Source organism: Maribrevibacterium harenarium (genome assembly GCF_006385675.1).
Lineage (GTDB): Bacteria > Pseudomonadota > Gammaproteobacteria > Pseudomonadales > Marinomonadaceae > Marinomonas > Marinomonas harenarium.
On the sequence record NZ_VFRR01000006.1, the window covers coordinates 59,027 to 84,986 of the forward strand.

A 25,960-nucleotide genomic window follows, 5' to 3' on the forward strand; every position below is an offset into this window, starting at 1 on the left:
TTAACTCCTCTACTCGGCGATCTTTGACCGCCGAGCATCCGTGTAAATTAAACAATGTTGAATTCATCTTCTACTTTGCTGTTGCCAGCCACATCGGTGACGGTAACCACCACAGCGTCGCCACTGTTGAAGGTATTGCCATTGATTGACCAAGTACCACTTGCCACGCTCGCATTGCCGTAGTCGCTACCATTTAGGTCAACCTCGATTAAAGCACCTTCTTCTCCAGCCAAACTGCCACTGATACTGGTAGCCTGATCAACGGGATCAACTACGCCGCTGGCTGTCGGCGCTTGGGTATCAATGGTCAAGTTACTGCTCGCCAAGGTGGTGATATTACCCGCTGCATCTTGGGCGGTCACTGTGTATTGGTACGTGCCATCCGTCAAGCTGCTATTTAACGTTGCGCTCCAGTTGCCATCAACATTCACCACTGTGGTTGCACTAGCGCCTTGACCGGCAATCGCGATATTGATGGTTGCGCCTACTTCCCCGGTTCCCTCAAAGGTTGGCTGGTTTACGTTGGTGATGTTATCTGTCTGTGATAGGCCACTGTCAGAGGCTACCGTTAGACCAGCTTCCGTTACCGCCGGTGCCAAGGTATCGATGCCGTAGTTAGCACTTACCCCGCCTATGCCAGCGTTACCGTGTACATCGGTGAAGCCATTGGCAACGCTGATCTGATTATTGGCGGCTTCCGTGTCGGAATTTGGCGTAAAGGTTGCGGTCCATTTACTGCCATCGTTACCATCTTGCTGCAAATTCGATACCGTACCGTTTGCTGCTGTGATATCAGCCAACTCTAGATCATTGACCACTTCACTGAATTGGATGGTCACGGTCGCTGTGTCTCCGACTTTGAGTGCCGTATCGGACAATTCAATAGCCGTCACCGTCGGTGCTTTGGTATCCAATTCATAAGCGGCACTGGTAGCGATGGTACCGGTATTGCCAGCTTGGTCGGTGTAACCCGCCCCGAGGCGTACCGTATTGCCGTTTGCTTCGGTATTGGCGGTCGGTGTTAACGTCGCTGTCCACAACAAGGGGTTGTTGCCGTCTTGTTGTAGATTCGACAGAACCCCATTGTCCGCAACCAGATCCGCTAACGTGAAACCAGTGACGGCTTCATCAAACAGGATACTCACTTGGGTATCTTCCCCAACCGTTAACAGACTATCGCCAAGGGTGATGGTCGCCGTCGGTGCGGTGCTATCAATAACATAGTTAGCGCTAGTGGCGATAGTGCCCACATTACCCACCCAATCGGCATAGGTAGTGGCGAGGCTCACCGCGTTGGTACCCGCATCCACATTGGCATCTATGGTTAGGGTCGCTGTGTATTGGGTATCGCTGACCTTCACTAGATTGCTCAAGGTGCCGTTGTCCGCACTCATGTCTTCTAGGGCAAAATCAAATACCGCTTCGCTAAAGTCGATGGTGACCGTGGTGCTGTCGCCACCCTTGAGCAGATCATCTCCCAAGGTGATGGTAGCAGTCGGTGCGGTGGTATCAATTTGTACCGCGAAGGATTTCGTCGTGTCGTTACCGGATTTATCCGTATCGGTTAGGACAACGTTGTAGCTGCCATCAGCGAGACCTTCCATATTAAAGGTCCAATAGCCTGCTCCATCCAGCACGATCTCTTGGTCTTGCCCGCCATCAATGGCAATAGTCAAGGTGGTATTAGGTTCTGCTCGACCAGATAGGATGCGGGCATCACTGTTCCACAAAATATCGTCGCCGGTATCTTGGTCAGTGGCACCACCGCTGTAGTTAAAGGTCGGCGCGAAGGTATCCACTACAAATACCTGATCCCCAGTCCAAGTCCAGTTACCCCATTTATCGTCCACGCGCACGTTGGCTTGGAAGACACCATCTGTTAGGCCTGTTGCGGTAATCGTCCAGTCGCCATTGGCATCAGCGGTGGTACTGTAGTTGTTGCCATCAATATTAACTTTGACGGTGGCTCCTGCATCGGTTGTACCGCTAAACACGGCATTATCTTCCGAGCTGTAGTAGTAATCGCCGTCTTTGGTGAAGTTATCCACCGACCAAGTGAAGGTATCGATACGGTCGTTGATATCTACTGTGATGGTATCGCTAACGGTGTTACCAGCACGGTCGGTCCAAGTGATTTTTAGCTCATGGGTTCCGTCAGCAAGTGTCTGTGGTAAACGCACGTTGAACACGTTATTCACCTTATCACTGCTGGTACGGGTCCAACTTCCGCTTACGTTGGTATCCACTGGTTCGATACGAATGTGGTAGATCTCGCTTTCCGTACTGGCTCGCACAGTAAACTGGGTGATGTTGGTGTAGTACACCCCATCGACTGCATCTCGGTAAGAGTTTTCATTGCCGGCATTGATTTGCACCGCCGCTTGTGCCGCTACCTGGGTATCGATGATAAAGCGCAGATCACTGGATTGCGCCGTATTCAGCGCGATATCTTCAGCGAATACTTTCACATAATAAGTACCGTCGGCATAGGTCTGGCCTTCTGGTAACTTCCAAGTAAAGGTGTTGGCAGTTGCCTTGAAGCTTTCCTCATAGAGCACCGCTCCATCTGGCGTGCCAGAACGCACCACCACACGAATATCGTTGTCCTTCTCGGTCAAGATACCAAAGCCTGGGTTGGTATTGCTGGTGATTTCATCCAGCTTGTACATGGTGTCATCTTCTTCGCGCATCCAGATACTGGCGGTAATACCCGAGTCAAGAATAATGCTGTTGTTCACTGTCGTAGTGTTGCCAGCAAGGTCTTCCGCTTGCAACACAAATGGGTACTCCAAATCTGGGAACTTGGGTGTATCGATCACCCAGTTACCGTCATTGTCCACATCCGCCGTAAATTGCTGTCCTGCAATGGTTAGTGTCACACGGTCGCCCGCATCACCGGTACCGGTGAAACGAATGGTACCTGGGTTTGCGGACGCCGCGTATTCCGCCTCGTTGATAATGCCATCGTCGTTGGTATCGTAGACGTTGTTCCAAGTAAGCGTCGGAGCCGTTGTCTTGATGGTGAAATCCAAGGTTGCCGGAGTGGTAGACACGTTCCCCGCCACATCGCTGGCGACCGCCGAAATGGTGTAGTCCCCATCCGCCAATATACCTGGGCTGTAAGTCCAGTTACCACTCAAGGTGACGTAAGCCGTAGTTTCCTTCACGATGGCATCATTGCTGTCTTTGAGGGTGATAGTAATGATGGACTTAGGCTCACCCGTTCCCGTAAAGACAGGGTTAGAGACATTGGTAATACCATCGTCAATGACACCATCACCCCATAGCTCTACCGTTCCGGTATCGGAGGTAGAGTCAAAGTCCATGGTCAAGTCCGCTACGGCGGTGTCGATAATGACATTTTCGATGGTCAAATCGTGGGTATTGCCCGCCGCATCAGATACATTAAACACGACTTTGTAAGTCGCCGGAGCGAAGTTATCCCCAAAGTCAGCGGTATAGTAGCCCGAGTTATTGGAGGTTAGGTTCAAGGTATCCAATAACTGATCATTGCTATCGTAGAGCTTGGCAACAATGGTGTTACCCGGCTCAGTGATGCCTTTGAATACGAGACTGGTTTCTTTGGAAATAAAGTCAGTATTCGAATCACCCGAGTCGTTTTCTAGGTACGTGGTAAATTCGATATCCGTCTTAATCCGAATGGAGTTCTGGATCAATGCCTCGTTATTGGCGGCATCGGTCGCCACTATCTTGTAGTTATGGTAACCGTCGGCCAAAGGCGTCGTGATCGGCAATACCCAGTCACCGTTTTCATCAACAAGATCCACGAGCACATTGCCATTGGCATCTTCTTGGTACACATAGCGTTTTACGCCGTTTAGCTCTACATATAGCTCGTTGTACTCGCCACTAATGGTTCCGGTGAAACGCGGGGTGTTATCCGAAGTGATACCATCTGAGTTGGAATCACCGCTGTCATCGTCTGGGTGCAAGGCACCGGTAATGGTTGGCGGTACCCGGTTAATGGTAAAAGTACCCGTATGTTGGACGTCACCACCAATGCTGTTGGCTGCTTTGTCCACGGAGGTCACCACATAGGTGTAGACCCCTTCCCCAAGTCCTGGGATAGCGAGCAAATAGGTGCCATCGGCTTTGGTAACCGCACTTTGGGTCGATACCGTTTCATTTTGGTCGTTGTAAACAATGACCGATACACTGGCTCCCACATCTGAGGTGCCGGTGATTTCTACCGAAGAGGCACTGGTAATCCCATTCCCGCCGGAGGTATCCGTCGATTCACTCAGACCAAAGGTCAGGGTGTTTTGCGTATCAATGGTGATGGTATGGGTTTCATCATCACTTTGTACGCCAGTTTTCACCGATGTTGCTTCGAAGGTGTAAACATCATCGGCCAAGTCCATATCCACCGCGATCTGCCAGTCCCCAGAAGAAGCTGGCGTCGTGGTGTAGGTCTTCACTGTGGCACCTTGTGAATCCTTGATAACCAAGGTCAAGTTAGAACCCGGTGTTCCTTTACCTTCAATCACTGGGCGGTTTTCATTGGTCAAGAAGTCATCCAAACTGCCGGAGTTTGAAGCGTCCGCTAGGTCGAATTCCAACGGTACAAAGTCTGGCTGGATAATTACGATATCAGTGAATTCAGATTCGTTACCAGCGGCATCAGCAGCAATCACCTTATAGGTATGGTTAGCGTAGCTGAGGGTAGTGGTGGTGATACTGAAATCCCCATTACCATCGGCGCGGCCAGTAAATTCCTGTCCGTCAATCTGCAAGGTAATGTAGGCATTCGCCTCACTTTGACCAATGATGGTGATTTCACGCTCATTGGTAGTGTCATCGGTACCATCGACAAAGTCTGCCTGAACCCCCACATTGCTCAATGGCGGTGGCGTAGTATCAATTTTGATGGTACCGGTCAGGTTGGTGCCCAAGGTATTGGTATCGTTGCCTGCCGCATCTACCGCAGAAATAATCCAACCATAGGTTCCTTCGGTAATTTCCGCACCAGGGGTATAGGTCCAGGCCCCTGCCGCGTCGGCATCAACAGAAACACTCGTGCCACCGATTTTGATGGTAACCGTTGCTAGTGGGTCCGTGGTGCCGCTAAAGGTTGGTGTCGTATCAGAGGTAATACCATCCCCATCTGCCACACCGGAATCCGAGCCTCGCTCTAGGCCACCGGTCAGTTCAATGCTACGGTCAACCACCAATTGTTTGGTAAATGCCGTACTGAGGTTATCCGCATCGTCTTTGGCCTGAACCTTGATGCTGTAGGTGCCTTCCGCAAAGGTACCGATATTAAATTCATATTCGAAATTGCCATCGACATCAGTGTTGGCATTGCCCAAGGCACTACCATTTTTATACACATAAACCGTGGCATTGGCTTCAACGGTACCGGTTAGCTTGAAGTCACCGGTGGCATCATTGGTCAGCCAATCGTCTAGCTTCACATCACTGGTATCGTACAGCTCGACGTTGGTAACAGTTGGTGGCGTCCGATCGATGGTAATACTGCCGCTGGCACTGGTATCCGACTCGTTGCCAGCTACGTCGGTCGTGGTGGCGATGTACGAGAATGCCCCATCCGGCAAATCTTCACCTACGGTTAACGACCAGCTACCGCTGTTATCCGCTGTGGTGGTGTAAGTCTTGGTAACACTATTACCTAAGTCAAACACCATCTTCACTTGAGCATTGGCTTCTGCCGTGCCTTGGAAAGTAGGTTTAGCAACATTGGTCTTATCATCACCCTGAGTACCGCTGTCGGTAGTCAACACGATATCCGTAGGCGCATCCGGTTTACTGGTGTCAATTATTACTGGTTTGGATACAGTTTCACTGACGTTACCAGCAATATCGGTAGCATAGATGGTGAAGGTGTACTCATCCGCAGCTAAATTCGCAGGAGCCGCGTATTCCCACGTTGAGCCAGTCACCGTTACATCAACTGGCGCACCATTTAGGGTAACGGTCACCTTCTCCACACTGCCTTCTAAAGTGCCTTCAAACACCAAGGTCTGCTTGTTGGTGACCATATCGGTATCACTCAAGCCAGTGTCATAGCCGGACTTCAGTTGTACGGTTTTCACTTCTGGTGGAGTGGTAATAATTTGTACTTGTGGGCTTTGCCATACGTCGCTCTGGTTACCGGCTTTATCCACTTGGTAAACCTGAATGCTATTGGCAACGTAAGTACCTTCTTCCAAAGTAAAGCTAGTACCCGATCCTTGAGTAAAGGTCGCGCCGCTGTTTAAGCTGTAATACCAGATAGCATCGGTTTCTAGGGTGACATTCAACTGACCATTGCCAGAAATCCAGTCATTAGTTACCGAGCCGGTATCTGCAGCCAGCGCAACAGTTGGCATCGCTGGGTCGATGGTATCTACCACAATTTTACCCAGTGAACGGGCAGGGCCCACGTTGCCAGCTAAATCATACTGACGAACTTGGACTTGCCCTGATTCATAGGTGGTGTTGTCCACTAACTCGAACCGGTTTGTGTCTGTATCGCCGTTGTTCCAAGTGGTGCCACCATCTAGGCTATATTGCCAAGTGGCTCCGGTTTCCAAACCGGCTACTTGGATGCGTCCATCATTGGTGTACCAATCCAAATCAGAAATACCGCTATCATCGACCAAGGTAGCCGTCGGGGCCGCTGGTGGCGTGGTATCCACAACCAGTGCTTTAGTTGACGACCAGGGTTGGCTCACGTTACCAGCCACATCAGTTTGACGTACCTGAATCTTGCCAATTGCATAGTTACCTTCAGTCGCCGTAAAGCTGGAGCCATTACCTTGGGTCCAAGACACACCACCGTTGGTGCTGTATTCCCAAGTGGCGTCGGCTTCGATGTTGCCTACGCTAAAGGTACCATCGTTGGTTACCCAATCATCCTCCAAAGTGCCTTCGTCATTAACTAGTTCAACCGTTGGTTTGGCAAAGGCTGTTTTATCAACCACGATGGTTTGTGGTGATTCCCAGATCGCACTTTGGTTGCCCGCTAGGTCTTCTTGTTTGACCTGTACTTCACCGGCAGCATAAGTCCCTTCCGTTAAGGTGAAGGAAGAGCCTGAGGTCACCTTGGTCCACTCACCATTGCTGCTGGTGCGGTAATACCAGATGCCGTTGGCTTCTACACCGGACACATTGAGCTTGCCATTCTTCGAGATCCAATCCGTGGCACTTTGACCCGTATCTGCATCCATCGCCACGGTAACTACCGCAGGATTCACACTATCGGTAGTAATAGCCGGTGCCTTACCAGCTTGGCTGATATTGCCAGCGATATCGGTCTGACGTACCTGTACCGCTTGGGCGACGTAGGACTGATTATCAGCTAAGGTGAAACTATTCCCCGTGCCGGTCGTCCAGTTACTACCGCCATCTAGGCTATATTCCCAAGTTGCGCCAGCTTCGATATTACCCACTAGCACGACACGATCTTGGGTTACCCAGTCTCCATCCACCGAACCGGTATCGCTCTGTAAGGATAAAGTGGGGGTTGCGACGGTAGTATCGGTAACAATCGTCGCGCCATTTTGCCACAATGGTGACGGGTTACCCGCCAAGTCAATTTGTTGCACTTGCACTTGACCGACGCCGTAGCTGCTATTAGCCGCTAGGGTAAAGTTTGTCCCAGTGCCATTCTGCCAAGTGCTACCACCATCGGTGCTGTATTGCCATGTGCTATTGGCTTCTAGGTCCGTTACATTGATCTGGCCGTTTTGGGTAATCCAGTCATCCGAAGCCACACCAGTATCTGCTGCCAAAGCCGCGCTTACCGCATTGGGGTTCTCTTTATCGACGGTGAAGCTTTGGGTTTTCACCGTGCTGTTACCTGCCACGTCGGAGGCGGTGGCAGTCAAGGTGTAGACCCCATGATCAAGATCCACGTTGTGATCATAGCTCCAAGTGCCTTGGGCACTGGCTGTGAGGTCAGCAATTTGTGTGGTGCCTAGTTTGAGCACGACTTTCGAGCCCGCTTCTGCCGTACCGCTGAAGGTCAAGGTGCCGTCATTGGTGTAGTAGTCGCCGGCAATTTTGCTATCGTCCGCAATGGCGGTAATGGCCAGTTCTGGGGCAATGCTATCGACAACAAAGGCTTGGGTCGTGGTATAGCTGTTACCTGCAATATCCGTCGCCGTTAGGCTGATATTGTGATCCCCTTGCGCTAGGGCGGAAATATTGCCAAGGGCGGCTTTGTATTCTTCAAAAGCAATCGACCAAGTGCCCGTTTGTCCTACTTGGGCAATGGTTTTCACCAAGGTGCCGTCAACGCGAATTTCTAGTTTGCTACCCTGTTCCGCAGTACCGGAGAAAGTTGGCGTCGTGTCCGAGCTTTCCCAGTCATTGGTGATATTGGTGTCGTCCGTCATGGTGGTGATGGCAGCATTTGGCACTGTCACATCCACACGGAAATCGTAGCTGTCGCTGCTGCTGGTATTGCCCGCTTTATCCAACGCCACTACCGAAAGACTATGGGGGCCTTCACCGATGGTGGTACCCGTGTAATCAAATACCCAGTTACTGCTGCTGTCTGCTTTCACTTGGCCAATTTTGCTGCCATCTAGACTCACTTCCACCCAGGCATCGGCTTCCGCCGTACCGTGGAATTTCAGTGTCTGCGAGTTGGTCACACCATCAGTTGTGACGGAGCCAGTATCCGGGGAGACACGATCGACAGTAACCGTCGGAGCTGAGCTGTCAACAGTCACTGACCGTTGCACTGGGTCGCTGTTGTTGCCAGCCGGATCCGTTGCCACAATGATAAAGGTATGTGTGCCGTCACCCAGGATGGTCGCACTGTAATCAAATGACCATGCACCGTTAGCCTGCACTGTGGCGTTACCAAGTAATTGATTGGCATCGTTGTAGACTTTCACCGTTGCGCCCGCTTCGGTATTTCCCATCAGCACCAGTTGTTTATCCGAGGTGTAAAAATCACTGCTGGTGGTGCCATCATAGGCATGGCCAGTATCATCAGTAATCGACGCAAAGGTAACCGCTGGCTTGGTAAAGTCCGTCGTGACAGACAAGTTGGCTGTGGTCGCTGGGTTGCCAGATAAATCTGATACATTGGCTTGGATCACATAGGTGGTGGCGTCATCCAATGCACCTAAACGATTGGCTGGTACAGTAACCGACCAAGAACCATCATTGCCAACGGTGCCTGTGTAGTTGTTGCCATTGAAAATAACGGTAACTTGCTGACCTTGCTCGGCACCCTCGGTTATTCCCGTTATGGCTAAGTCTTGACCACGTTCAGCAATATTCAAGACGTTATCGTCTAGATCATCGATGGCAATAGTGGGCGGGGTAAAGTCCGTGGTTAAGGTTTGGTTGACGCTACCGGTATTGCCCGCTTTATCTGATACCGCAAACGCTACGGTATAATTCGTCGCATCTTGCAAGGCCTGTAGATCGGCCTTCGGCACTGTCACCGACCAAGCATTTCCAGTAACGGTCGCCTCGTAGTCAACTTCATTCAGTCTCACTGTCAATATTTGATCGTCTTCCACATCATCGGTGGTGCCACTGATTGTCAGGTTTTCGTTCTGCTCAACGGAATTCAATAAGCCATCTGTTGCTAGCGTGTTGACGCTAATGACCGGCGCAGTGGTATCCACGGTGACGGGGCGTGTTGCAGTATCCGCTTGGTTACCGGCACGGTCTGTCACATCGGCGCTGACGAAGTAATCACCGTCCTCTAATTGGCTGATCACTGAATCAGGGATTTGTTTCGACCAGACTCCATTATTGACCGTCGTGGTAGTCGTGTAGTTGCCCAGTTTGATGGTTACCGTCTGTCCGTTTTCCGCATCCGTTGTCCCTGATACCAACACGTTGGCAGAGGACTCCGCGGCATTGATATAGCCATCGTCGGAAATAGGATCAATCGTCAATGTGGGCTTGGTGTAATCCGTCACCAAATTCGTGCTTGCTTCCAACGCAGGGTTACCAGCACGGTCTTTCACATTGGCGGTAATTTCGTAGGTTTGCCCGTCCACCAAATTGGCATTGGCTAGCGCAGATGCCGGTACTGACCACGCACTATTGCTCACAGTGGCTGAGTATTCTTGACCATTTAGCCTCACGGTAACCACACGGCCATCTTCAACGCCAACCGTGGTACCGCTGATCAGCAAGGGTTGTCCCGCTTCGGTAGCATTTAGGTAGCCGTCCCCAGCCACCGCGTTGATCGCGATTTCTGGGATGGTCTTGTCGACCGTAATGCTCTTTTGCTGTTCGGTAACGTTACCCGCTATGTCCGCTACGCTGGCTTGCAAGGTGTAATTACCAGCATCATTGAGCTGACCTATATCGGTGGCATTAATATCAATCGACCAGTTGCCGTTGTTAACTTCACTGGTATAGGTTTTATCGTTTAGTACTAAGGTAACATTCAAACCATTATCAACGCCCACTGCTGTACCAGAGATAGTCACCTTGTCTTGGGACTCGGCAAGGTTAATCACATTGTCTTCAGCAATATCATTCACAGTCAGTGATGGTGGCGTCACATCCTTATTGACGACACGGGTGGCCGTATTAGATGGGTTACCCGCCAAATCCGTAGTGTATGCTGAAACACTGGTTGCTTGATTGTTTGGCAGCAAACTGATTTGTTCTGGCGTCAAACTGAGCTGCCAATTACCGTTACTCACCGTCGTTTCGTAAGTGCTTGCCCCGACTGTTACAAATACTGTGCGGTTGTCTTCAGCCCCTGTCGCTGTTCCTGAAATTACCACATTTGACTGGGATTCAATCAAGTTAATGTAATCGTCCCCAGCAATGGTTGAGATGGTCACATTGGGGGCGGATAAGTCGGTGGCCAAGGTCGCTGTTTCGGTAACACTGTTACCCGCCACGTCCGCGACTTGCGCTTCTAGGGTGTAGCTGGCATTGGTCAACGCAGCCACATCGCTGGCTCCGACTTCGATACTGAAACTATTGTCGACTACTTTGGTGGTGTAAGGCTTATCATTCAGCGTTAGCGTTAATGTCTGATTATTCTCCACATCCGTCGTCGTGCCAGATACGATCAAGGCTTGACCTGACTCGGCAATATTGAGCACGTTATCGATTGCAATTGCATCGAAGTTGATGGTTGGCGTGACTAAATCAACCGTGATCGAACCGCCTGTTGTTGCCGTATTACCAGCCTTATCGGTGGCCACCACAGTAAAGTCGTAGTCATCACTGATCAGTGCTTTTTCGCCTGGAATTTGCACTTCCCATTTACCATTGGCGGCAACGGTGGTGTTGTAGGTTTCCCCGTCGATGGTAAAGGCGACGATGGCTCCCGCTTCACCTGTACCGCTGAATTTCGGTGTGGCGATATTGGTAATACCGTCGTTAGTGAGGTTGCCGGTATCGGATAAGGAGTCCAGACGAGCAGATACGGTTGTTACCGTATCCACGGTAAAGCTGGTGTTGATGGCGGCAGTCGTATTACCCGCTTTATCCGTTAGGGTCGCTTCAACCGTCCAGAGCCCATCCGCCAGTTGATCCAGCTGGATTGACCAGTCGCCATTGTCATCCACAGTCGTGGTTTTGGTTTGGCTATCCACAGTGACGGTGACTTCGGCACCCACTTCACCCTTACCTTTAACGGTAGGGGTGTTGATGTTGGTGTAGTCATCGCTGTTGACCGCTGAGTCACTGGCTGGATCAAGGTCGATGGTAAAGCCCGCCGTTGGGGCTTGGGTATCTACGGTAATGGAGCCCGTTAGTTGCTGCTCGTTACCCGCTTTATCCACCGCCGTTAAGGTGTAGCTGTGCTCTTGATCGTTCAGGCCATCAGTTACCTGTACTGTCCAGTTGCCATTGGCATCCACATTGGCGTTGTAGGTTTTATTGTTGATCTCAAGGATCACCACCGAGCCTTTTTCTACCGTACCGGCGAAAGTCGGTGTGGTGATATTGGTTAAGCCATCCGTATTGCTATCACCTGAATCGGAAGCGGCTTGTAAGGCACCGGTAAAGGTGCTCACCGCGGTATCGATGGTGAAGTCGCCCGTTACTGGATCCGTACTGTTGCCCGCGGCATCGGTGGCAACGGCGCTGAAGCTGTAGTCCCCTTGGGCTAGGGTTGGTAAGGTTAATGTCCACGTGGCACCGTTTACGGTCGCATCGTAAGTACTACCCGCCACAGTGACCTTAACCGTAGAGCCCTCTTCTACCGTACCGGTTAGGGTTGGGGTAGTGTCATTAGTAATGCCATCTGAGTTGGTACCAGCACCGTTGCGGTTATCTTGACTATCGCTGGCTTGGCTAAGCCCAGCGGTAAAGTTGATCGGTGCCGTTGTATCTATAACGATGGTTGTGCCCGTTATATTTTCTTCATTACCTGCCACATCCGTGGCCTTGACTGTATAGGCTTGATCACCTTCAGCCAGTGCGTCACTGTCTGGTACCGTAATCGACCAGTTGCCATCACCGTCTGCACGAGTCGTGTAAGTCTTGTTGGTCGTTGTGAAGGTAACTTCGATATCCGCATTGGCATCACTGGTACCTTTAATGGTCGGCGTGGTGTCGAAGGTGAGGTTGTCACTGTTCGATACACCACTATCACTCTCCGCCGCTAAACGGCTATCCACCGACGGATCTGTGGTGTCGAGGGTAATGGTGCGGTTTAGGGTGCTGATATTACCCGCTTGATCTTGCGCTTCAATGGTGTAGTTCAAAGTGCCGTTGGCAGGCAGTTCTTGGTCAGATTGTAGCGTGTAAGACCAAGTGGTACCGGTAACTGTCGCTTGGTATTCAGCGTTATTGATCTTCAGGGTGACTTTAGCACCCGCTTCTACCGTTCCTTCGAAGGTCGGCAAACGGTTGTTGGTGATGGTGTCATCCTGAGAACGGCCGGTATCACTGGTCTCGGTTTGGGCTAAGCCACCGGTAAACGGCGTTGGGATGGAGGTATCCACCGTGATAGTGCCCGTCACAGGCGTCGCATTGTTGCCCGCGTAATCCACCGCATTGATGGTGTAAGGGTAATCCGTACCATCACTGTCTGGCAGAACATCCGTCACTTGGATCGACCAAGTGGTTTGTCCGTCGGCAACCGTGGTGCTGTAGTCCTTACCATTAATGGTCAAGGTCACGACCGAACCGGCTTCTGCCGCGCCGCTAAAGATCGGCGTGGTGACGTTGGTCACATTATCATTGTTCGCAAGGCCCACATCGCTGGCGGCATCCAAACGACCCGTTAGCTCCGCCACTAAATCCAATTCAAATTGACCAGTGAGGGTTTTGGTATTGCCAGCAATATCCGTCGCCAATAGGGTGTAGTTGTAATCCCCTGCCGTGGTCAATGCCGCATCTGGCGTAATTGTCCAGTTGCCGTTCTCATCCACGGTGACCGTCTTGGATTGATTATCCAAGGTCAAAGTCACACGGGAACCCGCTTCCCCAGTACCGCTAAAGGTTGGCGTGGTGTCATTGGTTAGCTTGTCCGCGTTGCTGGTACCAGTATCACTGGCCGTATCCAAACCACCGGTAAAGTTCTGGGGCTCGGTCAGGTCAATCTTCGCGGTGCCAGTGTCAGTGGCTGTATTGCCCGCCTTATCCGTCGCGGTAATGGTGTAAGCATGGCTGCCTTCTGGCAAGGCATCCGTCACCTGCACCGACCAGTTACCATCATTACCGACGGTGGTGCTGTAGGTTTTACTATTAATACTTAAAACAATCGCCGCACCCGCTTCACCAGTTCCGTTAAAGAACGGCGTGGTGACGTTGGTGATCTCGTCAGTGTTCAAGAAGCCTTTATCACTGTCCGCACTCATGGCACCGGTGACTGTGGTGACGGTGTCGATAGTGAAGGCATAGTCTGACATGGTGGCCACGTTGCCCGCATCGTCGGTCACGGTAATCATGGCAGACTTAGCGCCATCGCTAAGCTCTGGGAAGGTCAGAGTCCATAAACCGCTGGCATTGGCTTCGACGCTACGGGTGATCGCATCAACCGTAATCGTCACAAGACTGCCTGCTTCAGCGGTTCCTACGAGGGTAGGCGTCGCATCTTGTGTATAAGCATCGGTCTGGCTTGTGCCTGTGTCACTCGCAGCGGCCAGCGCCACAGTAAACGGTGTTTGCGGAGCTTGAATATCGACAACAATTGAACCCGTACTGGTTGCAGTATTGCCCGCTAAATCCGTGCTGGTAATGGTGTAAGCTTGCTCCCCATCCCCTAAGGCATCGGTGACTTGCGCCGTCCAGTTGCCACTTTCATCAACTTGCGCCGCATAGGTGTTGCCACCAATCGCTAAGGTAACAACAGCACCAATCTCTGCGGTGCCATTGAAAGTTGGCTTGGTTTCTTTGGTTAGACCATCACTGTTGTCGTTACCGGTATCACTGCTGGCACTCAAGCGACCAGTCACAGCCGTTTGAATATCGACTTCGAAGCTGCCAGTTACCGGAGCTGTGGTATTGCCAGCCGCATCCGTTGCCGTAGCCGAGAAGCTATACTCCCCAGCCGATAATGCCGTCCCTACTGTAATCGACCAATTGCCGGATTGATCCACATCGGTGGTGTATTGGGCACCGGCAATATCGACTTTGACATGGCTGCCGGGCTCCCCCGTACCAGAAATGACCGGTTTGGTAACCTTGGTTAAATTGTCATCGTTCGCCGCCCCAGAATCAGAGGCGCTGTCTAATTTCGCGGTAAATGGTGTTGGTGCCGAAGTATCCACGGTGATAGAGCCGTTCACTGTCGTCGTGTTACCGGCTAAATCAACGGCAGTCACCGTATAATTCTGCTCTCCTTCCGCTAGCGCTTCAGTCAACTGCACGCGCCAGTTTCCGTCGTCTTCTACGGTTGCAAGGTAAGATTTACCTGCAATCGTCAGTTCCACCACAGCCCCTGGCTGGGTTGTACCATTAAAGGTAGGCAAGGTCACTTTGGTGATACCATCGCTATTGCTATCACCCGAATCCGAAGCCGCCGCTAGGCGCGCGGTCAGAGCAGGAGCTTGAGTATCAACCATAATGGTTTTGTCGATGATGGCTTGGTTGCCAGCGGTGTCGGTGGCGATCAACTTGTAGCTGTGCTCACCGTCACTGAGCCGATCCGCAAACGGAATGGTGAGCTGCCAGTTACCAGAGCTGGTAACGGTAGCATCAAATTGCTTACCGTTGATTTCTACCGCGACGGTAGAGCCAACTTCGACAATGCCCGAGAAAGTCGGAGTCGTGTCGTTGGTCACGCCATCTGTGCTGCTAGCACCATTGTCAGAACTGGCATCTAGGCCACCTTGGAAAGGAACCGGCGCGACTAAGTCTAGTGTGAAACTGCCCTCAACTGGAGTAGCGGTGTTACCTGCTGGATCAACTGCGGTAATGGTATAATTGTACTCGGTGCCATTAATGCTATCGGTTAGCGGCGTTGTCGCGGTGACTTGCCAGCGACCATTGGCAGCGGCTGTGGTCTGGTACTCATTACCGTCAATGGTAACGGTTACCGTAGCGTTCGCATCGGCAGAGCCGCTAAAGGTTGGCGTAGTATCCTTGGTGATACCATCCGCCAAGGACACACCAGTATCACTGGTATAATCCAGACCACCAGTTAGTTTGGTGGTGGTATCTAGGGTCATTTCACCATTGAGAGTACGGGTATTGCCCGCCACATCCATGGTCGTCAGTACATAAACGTATTTACCATCTGCCGTTAACTCAGACTCTGGCGTTAAAGTCCAACTGCCGTTGCTATCCACGGTCGTCGTTGTTTGCTGGTTATCCAGCAATAGGGTAACCCGTGCACCCGGTTCACCTGTGCCGGTAAAGGTTGGCGTATTATCTTTGGTCAGGCCATCGCTATCCGAGTCTCCAGTATCGCTGGCTGCAGCCAAGCGACCGGTAAACACTGCAGGTGGCGTCAGGTCAATCGTCAAGGTTCCTGTCAACGTCGCCGTGTTGGCCGCCAAGTCCGTAGCGGTAATGGTATAAGATAGCTCCCCTTCCGGCAGATCTTCATTCAGACTAATCTGCCAGTTACCTTCTGCACCTACTGTAGTGGCGTAGGATTTCTCATTGATTAGAAGAGCAATAGTAGCACCAGCCTCACCGGTACCAACAAAAGTTGGTTTCACAACAGAAGTAATGCCATCGCTATTACTAAAGCCTAAATCTGTCGCCGACGATAAACGTCCAGTGAGGCTAGTCACCGTGTCTATGGTTAAGTCGTAGGTGAGCGCCGCGGTCTGATTACCAGCCACATCTGTCGCGGTGGCTTTTACCTGCGCTGGCCCATCTCCGAGGGCATCGAAAGTAATTGACCACTGGCCATTTTCTCCGACCGTTGCCGTTTTGGTTTGCCCAGCAGCCGTTGCGCTAATAAGCGCACCTACTTCACCGGTGCCGGTAAAGGTTGGTGTCTTATCGTTAGTTTTCCCGTCATCCGCTACACCACTGTCACTCACTTCCGACAAAGTCATGGTGAAAGGTGTTGGCGGCGTTTTATCGATGGTTACTGTGCCTGTTGCGATGGCCGTATTACCAGCCAGGTCCGTGGCTTTCATGGTGTAGGTCAGCTGACCTTCAGGTAAGGCGTTGGTAACGGTCGCCGTCCAGTTGCCTTGATCATCCACTATCGCATTAATATTCTGCCCATTGATGGACAGAACAACGCTAGCACCCACTTCGGTACTACCGTAGAAGGTCGGTGTGTCTTCGGAGGTTAAGTTATCACCATTATTGCTACCAGTGTCTGACAGCGCCGCTAGACCACCGCTCACAAAGGTTTGCGTATCAATCGTAAAACTACCATTGAGCGGCTGGGTGCTGTTGCCTGCCGCATCGGTGGCTACCGCAGTGAAGGTATGATCACCATCGGCTAGGGCATCCGTCACGGTAACTTGCCATGATCCATCATTTGCGACCGTTGTGGTGTACTGCTGACCATTAATGGTCACAACCACAGCAGCACCTGCCTCCCCAGTACCAGAAATGGTTGGCTTGGTCTCTTTGGTTAAACGGTCGCTGGCGTCAACCCCGGTGTCACTCGCGCTGTTCAACGCTGCCGTAAATGGGGTTGGTGCGCTTGTGTCTATGGTGATGGAACCCGTTGCCGTCGAACTATTACCCGCCAAATCCGTGCCGGTCAGAGTATAGGCTTGCTCACCTTCAGGCAGATCCTGATCTACCTGAATCACCCAGTTACCGTCTGCATCTGCAGTAGTGGTAAAGGTTTTTCCAGCAATATTCAGGGTAATAGCCGCCTGTTTCTCGGAAGTTCCGTTAAAGCGGGGCTGCGTGATATTGGTAATGTTATCCGTCGTCGAACTGCCTGAGTCCGACACCTGACTTAAACCACCCTGAATCTGCACCATTTGCGTGTCTAACACAAAGGCACTGGTGACTTTACTGGTATTTCCCGCCGTGTCAGTCTGTAACACTTCGTAGGCGTAGGAGCCGTCTGTGGTTAGCGTCGCCACATCCACTGACCAGCTACCATCCTCACCCACAGTCGTCGCGAGGGTTTGGTTATCGATCTTGACGCTGATTTGTGCGCCAACTTCACCCGTACCCACCAATTTTGGTGTCGGGATATTGGTAATGGCGTCACTATTTGAGCTACCGCTGTCGCTGCTGCTGGCAAGCGCTACGGTGAGTGGCGTCGGTGCTGTGGTATCAATAGTAATAGCGCCTGCCTTTTGGGCACTGTTGCCCGCTGCATCGGTTGCCACTACTTGATAGTTATAATCGCCATCGGCAAGATCTTGATCAACTTGCAACGACCAGCGGCCATCATCACCAACTTGCGCGCTGTAGTTGCTATCATTAATAGTCAGAACAACGGTCGCACCGACTTCACCAGTACCAGTAAAGAAGGGCTTGGTGACTTTAGTAATATTGTCGGTGTTAGAAATGCCAGAATCACTGCTGCTTTGCAGACGTGCCGTCAATGCGGTTTGCGTATCAACGGTTACGGAACTACTTAAAGATTTACTGTTGCCCGCAATATCTGTCGCCGTAATCACGTAATCGTGAGTAGCATCAACCAAGGCATCTGTTACTTTTACCGTCCAAGCGCCTTCTTCTGTCGCTGTCGTGGTATAGGTCTGATTAGCTATGGTGACCGCCACTTGGGCGCCAGCTTCCGCTGCACCACTGAATACTGGCTTAGAATCTTTGGTGAGGTTGTCGCTCGCGCTTATTCCGGTATCAGAAGTTGTTGATAGACCACCGGATAAAGCAGTTTTGGTATCAATGGTTATGCTATCTGTCAGTGTGCGGCTGTTACCCGCTACGTCCGTTGCGGTGAGAGTATATTCGTATTGATTATCCGCTAGCGCCGTTGGCAAAGTAACAGACCACTTCCCTTGATTGTCAACCACGGCATTATATTGGGCACCATTAATGGTTAACGTAACCGACGAGCCCTGCTCTACCGTGCCACTAAACGTCGGTTTGGTGACGTTGGTGATACCATCATTGGCGAAACTACCGCTGTCAGAGGTAATCGACAAACCACCAGTAAAGGTCACCGGGGCCGTGGTATCAACCGTCATACTGCTGTTGATGGTTTTGGTGTTACCAGCCAAATCTTGGCTTTGCAATTTATAGGAATGCGCACCTTCCGTTAGGCTATCGGGCACACTAATGCGCCAGCTACCATCGCTTTCTACCGTGGTTGAATAGGTCTTACCCGCTATCGTTAAGGTGACGCTGGCATCCGCCTCACCCGTGCCCGAGAAAGTCGGAGTCGTGGTTTGGGTGATACCGTCGTTGTTGGCTAAACCAGTATCGGAAACCCCGTCCAAGCCACCGGTAAATTCCAATGCAGTATCAACCACAATAGTACCGTTGAGTTTGCTTTGGTTACCTGCTGCATCCGTAGCCGTCGCCTGATAAGCATAGCTACCATCATTGAGCGGACTGTTTAACTCAACGCGCCATTCGCCATTGGCATCAACGGTTGTAGTGTAGTTCTGGGTGCCTACTTTTAAGTTAACGCTAGCTCCCACTTCGCCTACACCACTAAATACAGGCGTAGCAAACTTAGTCACCCCGTCGCTATTGGACGAGCCGGAGTCATAAGCCGCATCCAAACCACCGCTAAATTCTGGTGCTTGGGTATCTACAGTAAAGGATTTCTCCACTACCGCTTGATTACCGGCTTTGTCTTCCGCTACCACTTTGTAGCTCACCAGACCATCCGCTAACGTATCGGTGATCTGCAATGACCAGCTTTGGTTACTGTCTGCGGTAGTACTATAGGTTTTCTCACCCACGGTGACGGTGACAGTCGCCCCTACTTCAGCGGTGCCCGTCAGAATCGGTGTATTGACTTTAGTTAGGCCATCCGTGGAAGAAGTGCCACTATCGCTGGCGGTGGCCAGTTGAGCCGTGACAAAGGTTTGCGTATCAACGGTGAAATCACCGCTTACGCTGTCTTGGTTACCGGCCACGTCCGTGGCGGTAATAGTGTAGCTATGCGCGCCGTCCGCCAGTGCATCCGTTGCCGTGACTTCCCAGTTACCATTGGCGTCTGCTTGTCCTTGGTAGGTTTTACCCCCAACAGAGACACTGATATTCGCTAGGGATTCTGCGCTACCGCTAAAGGTTGGGGTATTGTCTTTGGTGTAGCCGTCATCATTAGCAAGACCCGTGTCGCTGGTAGCGGCAAGTCCACCAGTTAAACTAGTGCTTAGGTCAACGGTAATGCTGTCACTGATAGTCGATGTATTGCCTGCCACGTCGGTCGCTGTGAGCACATAGGCATGTTCGCCTTCTGATAACGCTGTAGGGACCGTCACTTGCCAATTGCCATCTGCGGCAACGGTAGCCGCATAGGTTTTCCCAGCAATAGCGAGGGAAACTAAGCTGCCAGCCTCTACCGTGCCAGTAAAGGTTGGGCGTACGGTTTGGGTGATACCATCATCGTTAGCTCGCCCCGTATCATCGGCGACACTTAGCCCTCCGGTGAAGTCTGTAGGTGCGGTAATATCAATCAGGAACTGACCGTTTAGGGAGCCTTTGTTACCCGCAATATCGACCGTTTCAATGCGGTATAAGTGACTGCCTTCAGCAAAGCTGTCAGACACGGTGACTGACCAAGTGCCACTTTCATTCACAGTCGTCGTGTAGGACTTTTGATCAACCGTGACGGTAATCGCCGCGCCTGGCTCACCAGTACCCGCAAAAGTCGGGGTTTGATCGTTGGTAATATTATCGGACTGGGAACGACCAGTATCACTATCTTGGCTCAACCCACCAGTCAAAGTGACTTGCGTATCGACCACCACCGTGCCCGTCAAGGTGCTTTGGTTACCCGCCACATCGGTGGAGGTTAAGGTGTAATTTAGATCACCGTCGCTCAGGGAGTTAGTAACTTGTAATGACCAATCGCCGTTGTCATCAACAACTGTCTTGTAGCTATTACCAGCAATGGACAAGGAAACTTCCGTACCAACCTCTCCTCGACCAGAGAAAAATGGCTGAGTTTTGTTGGTTATTTGGTCACTATTGCTGGAGCCAGTATCGCTATCCGCCGCCAAACCTCCGGTAAATGGAGTAGGTGCTGTGGTATCAACCACCAAGGAACCAGAGGTGGTGGCCTGATTGCCTGCTAGATCCGTCGCTGTTACCGAGTAATCCAAGTTACCTTCTGGTAACGCATTGGTTACCTGTAATGACCAAGTGCCATCACTACCAACCTGAGTAGTGTAACCTTGATTATTAATGGTTAAGTTGATTTGAGCGCCGACTTCGCCCGTGCCATTAAAGATAGGTTTCGTCGCATTGGTAATGCTATCTGAGTTGGACACACCGGAATCACTTTGCGGTGCTAATTGGGCAGTAACGGCTGTTTCCGTATCTATGGTTACAGAATCGGTCAGACTCTCGATATTTCCGGCGAGATCTTCGCTCGATAACGTGTAGTCATAGTCACCGTCTGCTAACGCTTGCGTGACTTTGATTTCCCATACACCCTCGTCATCCACTTGGGCTTGGTATTGCTGGGTACCAATTGTTAAAGTCACAGTGGCGTTGGCTTCACCCGTACCAGCAAAAGTTGGCTGGTTATCGTTGGTCAAACCATCCGAATTGCTCGCGCCACTGTCGCTGCTCGCAACTAAACCACCTGATAATGTCGTGACAGTATCAACTGTAATGCTATCAGTTAAGGTTGTCGTGTTCCCTGCTGCGTCCGTCGCTGTAAGCGTATAACTATGAATGCCATCGGCTAAGTCTTCGCTAACCGTAACCGACCAGTTACCTTGCTCGTCCACTTCTGCGGAGTATGACTGATCATTAATTTGCAAAGTTACTTGGGAACCGACTTCAACTGTACCAACGAATTGGGGTTGGGTGGCATTGGTCAGATTATCATCGGACTCGGCACCAGTATCGGAACTTGCGGCTAGACGACCGGTAAAATTCAACGGTGCAACAGTATCTACTTGGATCGTGCCTGATAACGCTTCAGATAAGGTATTGCCCGCGAGATCAATAGTGTTAAGAGCATATTGATAAGCACCATCAGATAGCTCATCGGTAACAGCAATCTGCCAATTGCCGTTATCATCCACGGTTGTTTGATAGCTTTTGCCATCAATCGTTAAGCTAACGCTGGCACCTTGTTCACCTGTACCAGAGAAGGTTGGCGTATTAATTTGCGTAAGCCCATCGGACGCCAAGCTACCGGTATCAGACGCTTCATCAAGGCCGCCAGTTAATGTCGCCACCGTATCGATGGTGACCTCTCGCGTCACTGACGGAGTTGCGTTACCCGCCGCATCAGTTGCGTACAACTCGTACTCATACGTACCGTCACTAAGGATATCAAGAACCGTCAGACTCCACTGCTGACTCTCATCTACGCGCACCGAATCTGCAGCGACTTGTACACCATTTTCTCTAATAATAAGCGTGACATCGGCACCTACTTCGGCGGTACCAATAAATTCTGGCTGGGAGATGTTAGTGATCGCGTCTGTGGCCGATACACCAGAGTCACTGCTAGACGCTAATTGGGCAGTAAATGGAGCTGGAGCTTGGGTATCAACGGTAAATTTACCTGCTGCCGTCGCCTCATTGCCAGCAAGATCGGTCGCCAGCACTTGGTAGCTATAGTCGCCGTCTTGTAAGACTTGGGCGACTGCAACAGACCAAGTACCTTCAGCGCCAACTGTCGTTAGGTAGTCCTGCTCTGCCACCGTGACTTTGATTGTTGCTCCCACCTCGCCAGTTCCTGACAGAGTTGGCTCAGTCGCATTAGTTATAGTGTCAGCAGCATCGCGGCCGCTATCACTAGCTTGATCCAACCGGGCAGTGACAACAGTTTCAGTATCAACAGTCACTTGGCCAGCCACTTCAGGGGCGGAGTTCCCGGCGATATCAACACTATTGATGGTGTAATCGTAGACACCATCTTCAAGCACTTCGGTGACTTGTACCGACCATTGCCCTTGGGCATCTACCGTAGCAGTGTAATCTTGTTCCGCTATAGTTAACGTGACTTGAGCACCCGCTTCTGCCGTCCCCGAAAACACCGGCAGATTGACATTAGTTAACTGATCGTCGTCCAAACTACCCGAGTCAGACTCACTATCAAGACCACCCGTTAATGTGGTTTGGGTATCAATAGTCAGCTTGCTTTGCACCACAGTTTGGTTGCCAGCAAGATCAGTCGCAATGGCCGAATATTCGTACTCACCATCGGCTAGGGGCTGTTCCAGCTGGATAAACCAGTTGCCACTCGCATCAGAGGTGGTTGGGAAAGTTTCCCCATTAATCGTTAGTTCAACCGACGTTTCTGGTTCTGTTACCCCAGAGAAACGCGGAGTAGTTTCGTTGGTGAGCTGATCAGTGTCGCTGCGGCCTGAGTCGCTACTTGGATCCAGCCGAGCGGTTAATTCAGGTGCTACCGTATCGATAACTAAAGTTTTTGACAGAACCTTATTATTTCCTGCGATATCGGTTGCGCTTAGCTCATAGGCGTAACGCCCATCTTCTAATTGTAATGCTGGATCAATCGTCCAAGTGCCATCCGCTTGCACCGTGGTTTGCCAGGTTAAACCATTGAGCCTCAAAATAACGACTGCGTCCACCTCACCGGTACCAGCGAAGGTTGGGCGCGTATAGTTGGTCACCTCATCACCGACGACATTGCTATCGCGCAGGGCAACCAACCCACCATCAAATTGAATTTCGGTATCTAGGGTAAAGATATCGCTGAATATAGGTGATTTATTACCTGCCGCATCTTCACTGATGACTTGGTATGACTTATCCACTTCATCGGTTAATTCCGTAATTACGGTAATCGACCAATTACCATCGACTGCTGCTTTGGCGGAATAGGTTCGACCATCAATTGTTAGCTTAACTGTCGAGCCGGGTTCCGCCTGACCTTCAAAGGTTGCAAAGGCATCGTTAGTGATATTGTCACTACTGCTGACGCCTGTATCGCTCTCCACTGCTAAGCTCGCAGAAGGCATTACCGGAGCTTCAGTGTCAATCACTAGGGTTTTATTGAGTGCCGCGGTGTTGCCCTTGGTGGTGGTCGTTGTCACGATAACGGGATAGTCGCCATCGGCAAACTCGGGCGCAACCGTGATACTCCAAGTACCACTACCATCAGCAGTCGTTTGCTCTGCCACACCATTCACCGTTAGGGAAATGGTTGCGCCGGCATTGGCTCGCCCGGTGAATACTAGTGACTGATTCACATTGGTAATAAAGTCGCCGGTGATACCAGAATCACTAGCGGAATCCAGACCGACAGTCAGGGTGACGTCTTCTGCTTCCTCTTCAATATCCCCTTGTTTCGGCACAGAGGAACCAGACGAACTGGATACCGTGACTTGCTGTACTACAGGCTGCGGCAGTACTTTCTTCGCGCCGGAGCCCGTTTCTTCGCCATTACTGTCACTTTCATTATTGGAAAGCAACTGCTCTGGTAGATCGACAGCTTCGTTCTGAACTTCTACCACGAAGTCCTCAACCTCGGACGGGCCGTCTTGGCGATCAATCGTAGCTAGCTCTTCTTCCGCTGCCGCAGCGTCTTCCAATGCTTTTTCTTTGGCAGCAAGTTCGGCTTCTTTGGCTTCAATTTCTTCTTTAAGTGCTTCAAGACGAGCCGCTTCTTCTGCTAGCTGTTGAAGGCGCAATTCGCTTTCGCTAGGGAGCTCTTCTGGAACATCTTCCTCAATCGGTGACATTCCTTCACCAGCACCCGTGCCATTTTCAGTGAGTACGTTTTCAAGAAAGACGTTCTCAACCTGGTCAAGGTTTAGATTCGAGGAAGATACGATTTGGGCAATGGAGACAGATTCACCACCAGATACTACTTCCATCTGACCGGAGGCGATCTTTACCAAGGCATCCTTGATAACAACGTTTTCACCCTGTTCATTCTTAAGCTGCAGGTCAAAACCAACAACACGAACACTTTGTAAATCGGGAATATCTAGCTGTTCCAAGTCCCTGCTCCTTGAAGCGGTTTTTTAAAAGAAGAACAAAATCCAAGCGGATTCTTAAGAGATTAGAGACCAAATCTTACACAACACTGGCGATGAAGCAACCAACTAAATCGAGAGCGCCAATTGAATACATCAAATAAACTGATAGAAAAGTCTAAACCGCAACTACTTATGACCCAATAGCGCCACTGAGCAACCACAGTTACATTACAAAATTTAACATTTAAATTTAAAAAACTTATATTTTTCAACAAATTAAAAATAATTATTTACTCGCTATATTAATTAAAGATAACAGAATAATAACCAAAAAGCAGTTTTGTAACCAAACACCACAAAATGTTAAAAAGAGGAAATAATAAGGATATAAGCCAGTAAGCCAGCTCTAAGTCAAAACCACACACCATACACCACAAATGCCAGCAGCACTTGCCAAATTGGTGGTTTGGCTTTTTGTAACCAAACAAAGCCCGCTACCACGACCACTACATCCCACAAGCTATGAATGCCAGCAGGAATGATAGGGAAAATTAAAGTCGCGGCCAGTAAGCCCACCACGGCGGCATTGATGGCCACCAAGGCGCTTTGGGCTGCTTGAATTCGAGCAAGGGAATGCCAGTAGTGTTGCCCCACTAGCATCAGCAATAATCCCGGCAAAAAGATTGCCAATGTTGCCACCAGCGCCCAGATCAAGCCGGTACCCTCACCAGCTACCGCACCAAGGTAAGTGGCTAGGGTAAACATTGGGCCAGGGACGGCTTGTGCCGCCGCGTAACCCGTTAACATTGCGTTAGCTGGTAAATACTCTGCTAGGGATTCCGTCAATACAGGTAGCACCACATGGCCGCCACCAAAGATCAGACTCCCCCCTTGGAATAGCTCGGCGGCAAAGCCTGTTAGTCCTCCAGACGTGACGCTGAAACTACCAATAAATAAGGCTAAGAACGCCACTAACGCGAGGGGACCAGCCATCCCCGTTCGGCTTGCAACCGGGGAATCAGTACCCGCTTTTAACTGCAATTTTGCTCCCACCAAGCCAGCGCCAATCACCAAAATCACACTCGCAAGTGCGAAAGGCCAAATCAAGATAAAGACACCCGCTCCAGCGGCGATCCACCTCGTGGTACTGTCTTTACAGAAGTTTCTCCCCATGCCCAAGATAGCATCGAGTACTATCACGATTGCCATCACCTTGAGCGCACCTATGATGCTGTTAAATAGGCTACTGTCACTAAGCCAGCTACCGAGCCAAGCAAATAAACACATCAAAATCACAGAAGGCAGGGTAAAGCCTAAAAATGCCGCCACGCCCCCAGCCACACCACCGCGATGATAGCCCACCGCAAAACCCACCTGACTCGACCCTGGCCCCGGCATCACTTGGCTTAGGGCTACCCACTGGGCGTATTGCTGCTCCGTTGCCCATTGCTCTTGCTCCACAAAAACCTTGCGGAAATACCCAATATGGGCAGCCGGTCCACCGAAGGACGTCCAGCCAAGTTGAAAGAATTTCTTGAAAATAGTGGTAAACATAAATGCTCCAT

2 protein-coding genes are annotated in these 25,960 nt (G+C 50.9%); both read right to left on the bottom strand.

Annotated elements, in window-relative coordinates; genetic code table 11:
- Positions 1-47: 47 nt before the first annotated feature.
- Entirely contained in the window at positions 48-24,416 is a 24,369-nt protein-coding gene (locus tag FJM67_RS05020) for an Ig-like domain-containing protein (protein WP_140587581.1), read from the bottom strand.
- 390 nt (positions 24,417-24,806) lie between these two features.
- Positions 24,807-25,949 (bottom strand): chromate efflux transporter, encoded by a 1,143-nt coding sequence (gene chrA / locus FJM67_RS05025; RefSeq protein WP_140587582.1) that lies wholly within the window; start codon positions 25,947-25,949, stop codon positions 24,807-24,809.
- Positions 25,950-25,960: the final 11 nt, after the last annotated feature.

Coding starts and splice junctions, on each gene's coding strand:
- chrA (WP_140587582.1), bottom strand. CDS start 25,949: ATGTTTACCACTATTTTCAAGAAATTCTTTCAACTTGGCTGGACGTCC.